The following is a 7,096-nucleotide window of genomic DNA, read 5'->3' on the forward strand; positions in this document are numbered from 1 at the left end:
GGGCAGATCTGTTGGCCATCACCGGGCAGTTTTACTGGCCACCAGCGGGCACATTAACTGGCCGCCCGTGGGCAGAAATTAATGGCCATTGACACATCAGTGGATCGAGGCCTAGACGCAACTGGTGTTGGGGCCACGGCAGCTGCTTACATTCGGCACTGGGAGCCATCAGGATTTTCTAACCGCGAAGGGCGGTGTCCGTGTTCCTGGGGGCAGACCGATGGCGGGGTCAGTGCTGCATGCAATGATGTTATTGCTGTCGTCGAGGTGCACAACCGATGGAACGAAGGTCGTAGCTTTTTCGTCGCCCATCGAGGCGTAGGTGATGATGATGACCAGGTCGCCGACGTCGACGAGGTGGGCGGCCGCGCCATTGATGCTGATGACGCCCGATCCATGTTCGCCTGCTATGACGTAGGTCTCGAGGCGGGCCCCATTTGTCACATCAACAACGGCAACCTGTTCGCCGGGAAGGATGTCTGCAGCTTCGAGCAGTTCGGAGTCGATGGTGATGGACCCAACATAGTGGAGATCTGCGTGCGTGACTGTGGCGCGGTGAATCTTGGACTTGAACATTGTGCGGTTCATGCTTGTCTCCTGGCGTTGTGGATGTTTCGTCAGGGTCTGACCCGAGCTGACTCGGTGGCTTGGAGAGCCTGCAAAGTAGTCGGGTTAATGCACCTCTCTTCGACTTGGATGCAATCCGCTCGGTCTCTTGAGGTTGCCTCGAGGTTTACGGGCAAGGTCCACTTATAGCGGGTGTAGACGCTGTAGCCGTCCTCTCGTGACAGCATTTGCCGGGTGTTGGGTCCCTCTGCTGATATCCAGAGTAGAGACGCGTCGGGCATCACCGCTTCAACTATCCCAGTGCGGACGGGTTTTCCGTCACGCCGAATCTCTACATGCTGTCCAAGGGCACGGTGCCAGTCGGGTTGCAGATGAAAAGTCATGGAGTACCTATCAATTGGTGAGACGGGTATTTGGACGAATGATAAGGGACGGTTGCAGGGAGTTTGAAGTACCGTGCCCGGCGGGTTTGGCCGTCCATCGCAGGGCGAAGCGCCAGAGGTCCATATGACGGTCGTATAAAGAAGCTGGAGCAGACGAAATCTAAAGAAACATCCGGCGTTATCGTCCGACTTTGCCCGTGAGCTGGGCAATCGGTGCCAGCACAAGCGGTCGAGCGGCGAACATACTCGCGACCATCAAAAAGAACGACCCAAAGAAGATCCAGAAACCCGCCCAGCTGTCTGAATCCTCCGAAGCGTACATATGATTGAGGTTGCGAAGTGCCCCGGTCGCAAACACCAAGGTCACGTGCACGATGACAAAGAGTACGAAATAGAGCATTACAGGAAAATGTATTGCGCGGGCCCACCCGATCGGATAAATGCGGTTGAGTCGCGATGCCTGGGCCGGCCATGCACCCGACATGCGGACACCGCTGAGAGCTGCCAGTGGAGCGGCGATGAAAATGGTGACGAAATAGCTCAGCACTTGGAGGCTGTTGTAGTTAACCCATCCGTTTTCAGTCGGCCAATCCATGGAGATGTATTGCAGTGCTGCCGATATTGCGTTTGGAAAGATTTCCCAAGTGGTCGGCACGACGCGCATCCATTGGCCTGTAGTGAGCAGCAGAACAAACAAAACCACGCCGTTTGCAAGCCAAAGTGCATCGAATGTCAAGTGGGCCCATAGGGTGAGGCTGATCTTCTTTGGAGGGTTCTTGGTCTTGATCAAGCCCTCGTTGTCGCGCACCCACATTGCAGGAGGTCGCTTCTGGGTGCGAACCTGCCAGCCGGTCCTGATTATCAAAAGAATGAAGAACGCGTTCAAGAAGTGTTGCCAGCCTAGCCATGCTGGCAGCCCGACTGGAGCCCCGGGCGGAAGATCCGTTTGACCGGGGTAACGCTTCAAGAAGTGTTGAATGAAGTCTAGCGAAACGAACCAGCGGGCAAACAACACTGCCCCACCAGCTGCCAAAAGCAGCCCAATGCACAGCAAGACGATGACCGCTGGGCGCCTTAAGAGCGGTCGAGTCAATGTCGGCTCCGGCTCCGGCGCCTGCGCAGAAGCTTTTCGTGAAGCCTGGGTGGGTAAGGTCGGGGGCTTTTCGGGAGGGGATGCTGTCGTTTGTTCCGAATTGGCTTGGGGCGGGTAAAGGCCGGGACGTGGAAGTCCGGTCCGGCGCCCGCCGCTAGAGAGGCCCGTTCGTGAAGCGGAGTCTGCAGCTTTGTTCGCTTCGCTGGCGCTAGAAAGGGAGGTAGGGACGGCAGCCGCCGCAGTCCGGGGTAAGCCTGTGCGCCGGGGCTTAGGCGTTCCCTCGGTTTCTTGAGCCACCCTCAATGGCATGTTTATGGCGGGCGGCTTCGTCCCGTCGGCAACCTTTGTCGCCGGCTCCGGCAGCCGTTCCCCTGGTCGGCGTGGCAGGCCGCGTCGAGCCGTGGTAGCGCGCCGAGCGTTTCCCTCCTCGGACACTCCTGTTACCCCTTCCGTGCCTCGAGTGCCGAGATCAACTGCGGCACCACGGTGAACACATCTCCCACGATCCCAAAGTCGGCAACTTCGAAAATCGGGGCGTCTGCGTCCTTATTGATCGCAACTATCGTCTTAGCCGTCTGCATTCCGGCTCGGTGTTGGATCGCTCCGGAGATTCCTAGCGCGACATAAAGCTGCGGTGAAACCGACACACCGGTCTGGCCGACCTGGTGGGATTGGGGCACGTAACCCGCATCGACTGCCGCCCGCGAAGCACCGACCGCAGCTCCAAGCGAGTCTGCGAGCTCTCCCACGAGCGCGAACTTTTCAATTGAACCGAGGCCGCGGCCGCCGGATACTACCTTGGCAGCGCCGCGAAGGTCTGGCCGTGCCGAGTTCCGTGTCCCTTCTTCGGCGCCTGTAATAAACGCGGCAGGCGTATCCGAAACTGGGACGTCAAGCATTACAAGCTTTGGCTCGCCACCTTCCGCGCGCGCGTCGATGGCGCCCTGTCGGACCGTTATCACGGGGATACCGGCGGTGACAGCTGCATCTACGTTGTATGCCCCACCATACACAGAGTGGTTGGCGAAAATTCCTTGGCCATCCCGGCCGACACCAACGGCGTCGACATTCAGCCCCGAACGGGTACGTGCCGCGAATCGTCCAGCGACGTCTCGACCTTCAGTGGAATTGGAGATCAAAACTGCCTCGGGCTGGACCATCTCCGAGGCTGCGATCAACGCGTCGACCACTGGGCGGGTGAGAACCGATCCCTGGTCAGCTATCTCGGCAACCAACACCTGGCCAGCCCCCCAGCCACCCAGAGTCTTTGCCGCGTTCGCCCCCTGGCCGGAGCCGGTTACGGCGAGTGCAACAGGGGTACCGATCGAAGCGGCGGCACCGAGCAGGCCTGCTGCATTCGAATTCACCTCCCCGTCGACAGTGACTTCGGCGACGACGAGTATCGAATCGTTAGCGAACTCCATTTATGTTCCTCCTCAGGCGAGCCGATTGGTCACTAGATACTCGGCGAGGCGCTCGGCCGCGTCACCCTCGTCGACGATTTTTATTCCCGCCTGCCGGGCGGGGCGCTCACCGACTGCAATCACGATGGAACGTCCTGCAGACTCATCCGTTGGGTCCACCCCGAGGTCATTGAGTGTGAGGGTCGCCAACGGCTTCTTCTTCGACGCGATAATTCCCTTGAAATTCGGGAACCTTGGGGGGGGAAGGGTTTCCGTGACGGAAATGACCGCAGGCAGGTCCGCTTTGATTGATGCCACACCGACCTCAGTCGCACGTCGCCCGCTCACTTCGGACTCGTCGATCGAGACCGAACTCAGGGATGTCAGATGCGGCACAGCCAGCAATTCCGCAAGCATCGCGGGAAGTACACCGCCGGAACCGTCGGTTGAGAGGTTGCCGGCGACTACGAGGTCGAACTGATTCCGCTTGAGCGCCGCTGCGAGCACTTCTGCGGTGAGGCTGAGGTCAGCTCCGAGCAAACCGTCATCAACTATGTGCATAGCGTCGGTGGCACCCATAGCCAAGCCTTTGCGCAAGCACGAAACGGCCGTCTCTGGCCCCATGGAGACAACTGTCACTTGCGTTCCTGGATGCTCATCGGCATAAGTAAGCGCCACCTCCAGCGCGCGCTCCCCGATCTCGTCGAGGACGGCATCAGTCGCGCCTCGGTCAGCCAGTCCCGTTTGCAGGTCCAGCTTCCGCTCACCGTAGGTGTCCGGAACTTCCTTCAGCAAGACTGCGATTCTCATCGATACAACACTCCCATCGCGTGGTTTCGAGCCGTGATTGCAAAGTAGAAAGGATTGGAACTGGTGGTTCGGTTGCTTCCACTAAGCCTCTGCTTATTTGGGTTTCGCCCACACCATCGCCCAAGCCAGGCGGCCCAATCAAACTGCTCGAAATATTTAAAATATATTATGCATGCTTTGAATAGGCGTGTCTAGCATCATGGCCGAAGTCGAGCCGAGGAGCGGCAGGGCCGCGTCAGTGGATCGAACGCCAAGTTGTCCATCCGAACAGTGCCCGCATCACTAACTGCCCTCGTCTTCTACGGCCGGCCACTTCCCAATGCGAATTGGAGGGCAACTGTCGGTGACCGTCGGAAAGCAGGCCACGTCGAGGGCCTTGGCGTTTCCGTGATCGCTTCTGTGTCTTTCGAGCCATGTTTGTCGCATATATCGCGCCGCGCTGAGCGTCCGGTAGACGCGACGGGCCAGGTAGCGCTTGATGCACCACGGATTTCCTTGTCCCTCCGACCCTCGGCGCGTCGCTTCTCCACACACTCACGGGTTCTGCCGTCAGGGGTCATCCTGACGATCGCGACCACGTGTAAGGCACTGTTGAGAGATCAGTCACCGCCGCGGTTCAACCGGCGTCGGAAAGCGTTCCCGGAAGACGCGGCGAGGCACTTCGCAGCGCTGATCGCCCAGAACCCCGACTCCTCCAGCAACGGCGCGGCCTCGCTGACCTTCACCAGCTTCTCCAGCTTGTTCTCGTTGGCTGTGAGTTGCTCATCCAGTGCGCCTATTTCTTCAACGTCGCATCGCCCCGGAGGCAGCATCTTTCTTAGCGGAAACGTATTCCCGTCTTATCGGCTGGGCCCAGCAATGGATCCGCATTTTCTTAATCTCGTGTCTGATGTGGCAGGTCAGCTCCGCAGAACTACGAGCGTACCGACAATTACCCGTTGGCGACGACGGCGAGGGTTCGCTCGTCTTTGACCCATACTCCACGTTGAGCAAGCGTTTCGATGAGTCGATCTGCTCCCTTAGCGATATGTTGCTCCATCAGTGAACGCGCCCGAGAGGCGTCGCCTGCCCTCAAAGCCTCAACGACCATAGGGTGTTCGACTCGGCAGGCGGTGACCTGACCTTCGATGGTGGCGTAAAAACGGTTCGGAAGGTGTTTCACCACGGAACTCAGGAGAAGGGCAAGGCGGTGAGAGTCTGCAGTCAAGTTGATCTCGCGATGATAGGCATGCCCCAGGTCGGCAATTGCTCGGCGATTATTCTCCCTGACTGCCGCTTCGTACGACCCGAGTAAGTCTTCCAGCCGTTCGATGCCCTCGGGGGTAATCTTCTCCGCCGCCCTCGCAGCCAGCTCACCGCCAAGCTGAGCCTGAGCCCAGAAAAGATCCCGCACATCTTGCGGCGTAAAGGGAGCCACGACGAATCCACGACGCGGAACCAGTCTTACAAAGCCTTCACTGCGGAGCAACAGCAGGCCTTCCCGAACCGGGGTGTTGCTGACTCCAACGGCCTCGGCGAGGGGTTCCATGCGGAGAAACTCGCCGGGTTTAACGGTGCCCGACACGATGAGCTCACGCACATAGGAAGCGACTTCCTCAGGCAGCGCCCGGCGCTTGGATGTACGCTCTGGCCACGAAATGAGAAGAGGGGCAGACATGTGCATTCTCCTGAGCCATAGTAAATATTATCCTTAGTATAAAGCATGCGGCTTGGGTGGAGCAGCGAGAGTAGTCATTCGCGCTCGACCTAAGCAACAGGAGCGGACTTGTGCGACACGTTGGACTCGGCAACCTGCCCCCGGTGGCCCCCCAGCGGCGCCACAGCCCCTCCTGTTGCAACGACCACTAGATGCCACGCCCGCGAAACGGCTCACTTTTCGACCATCGCTGTCAACATGATCGTGATATAGCGCTCATGAGATTGACGGCGGACAGCAAAAAGCCCTCCATGGGCCAGGAGATGCTTCCTGGGCTTTGAAAGAAGCTTTTTACTCGGGTATCTGATCGGCTTCGTCGACTCCAAGCCGCAACGTCTGCAGCTACGGGCTCCGCAGCGGTGAGCATGGTATCCACAGCTTTTCTCGTGGTTGCCCACGGATAAGGACCGCGCCATTAAGATGCGGAAGCAGCCGCGGTTCCTTCGTCGATCAGGAGTTGGCACTGCACTGCCTTCATGACCAAGTCGAAGTCCTCATAACTCCTACGACCTGGACCTAGCGGACGATTGGCGGGGCAGGCCCGAGGACGTATTGTTTAGGACTGGACAGCGAGCTGCTTTATCGAAACGCCCGGAACGCGTTCTGTTAGCAATCTGGTGGATGTGTTGCCCGGCCCAATGGCTCCCGGTTGTGTGCGGAAGAAGAAAGCTACCACCAAACCCCCGATGTTCAAGAGGAGCTTCCCTGCGCGGAAGCGCGAAAACGCCTCCTCGATCTTGGTACTGAGGTCGTTGGTGTCGGCGGCACGTGTCGATCGCGGTAAATGATAGGAACTCGTCCGCCCCGCCCGAGCTGGAGGACTACTGGCCCGCAACGAGGTTCAAGTAGTCATGAGCGAATTCTGTGTAAGCTGCCACCCCTCGGCGGACATAATAAGACACCACAGCGAAGCCGGTCGCCAGCACCTTGGCGCAAAGACTTCGACCTCTGAACCGTCCATTGGCGTTGGCCGTTGGTGAGGAGGTTGCATAGCCCTTGCCCCACGAGTTCCCAACCCGTGCGCCGCGCTTTCCACTCTTTTGTGATGCGAGCGGTTTGTCGTTTCCGCGGTTGGTGCCTTGAATCCTCTTCATGGCGCTGTTATGCCTTGGCGTCTGCCCAGTCGAGGTTGGAGTTGCGTGTC

General features: G+C 58.8%; 4 protein-coding genes and 2 pseudogenes. All 6 read right to left on the bottom strand.

Annotated features, from left to right (window positions below; translation table 11 throughout):
• Nucleotides 1-168: 168 nt before the first annotated feature.
• Nucleotides 169-588: an aspartate 1-decarboxylase gene (gene panD / locus AB0313_RS21880; protein ID WP_366308420.1), complete on the bottom strand. Its 420-nt coding sequence runs from the start codon at nucleotides 586-588 to the stop codon at nucleotides 169-171.
• Nucleotides 589-1,128: 540 nt separating this feature from the next.
• Nucleotides 1,129-1,920: pseudogene (locus tag AB0313_RS21885) on the bottom strand (cytochrome b/b6 domain-containing protein); the annotation flags it as partial.
• A 563-nt stretch (nucleotides 1,921-2,483) separates the two neighbouring features.
• On the bottom strand, nucleotides 2,484-3,467 hold the full coding sequence (locus AB0313_RS21890; RefSeq protein WP_366308422.1) for an electron transfer flavoprotein subunit alpha/FixB family protein: 984 nt from the start codon (nucleotides 3,465-3,467) through the stop codon (nucleotides 2,484-2,486).
• Nucleotides 3,468-3,479: 12 nt separating this feature from the next.
• Nucleotides 3,480-4,256 carry an electron transfer flavoprotein subunit beta/FixA family protein gene (locus tag AB0313_RS21895; RefSeq protein WP_366308424.1) on the bottom strand — a complete coding sequence of 259 codons (777 nt, stop codon included), beginning with the start codon at nucleotides 4,254-4,256 and terminating at the stop codon, nucleotides 3,480-3,482.
• Between the two features lie 435 nt (nucleotides 4,257-4,691).
• Nucleotides 4,692-5,035 (bottom strand): annotated as a pseudogene (locus AB0313_RS21900) (IS110 family transposase); the annotation flags it as partial.
• Nucleotides 5,036-5,187: 152 nt separating this feature from the next.
• The gene (locus tag AB0313_RS21905; RefSeq protein ID WP_366308426.1) at nucleotides 5,188-5,913 is read right to left on the bottom strand and encodes a GntR family transcriptional regulator; all 726 of its coding nucleotides are present in this window, start codon (nucleotides 5,911-5,913) and stop codon (nucleotides 5,188-5,190) included.
• Between the last annotated feature and the right edge of the window lie 1,183 nt (nucleotides 5,914-7,096).

The sequence above is a fragment of the Pseudarthrobacter sp. NPDC080039 genome (assembly GCF_040702335.1).
In the GTDB taxonomy this organism is placed as follows: domain Bacteria; phylum Actinomycetota; class Actinomycetes; order Actinomycetales; family Micrococcaceae; genus Arthrobacter; species Arthrobacter enclensis_A.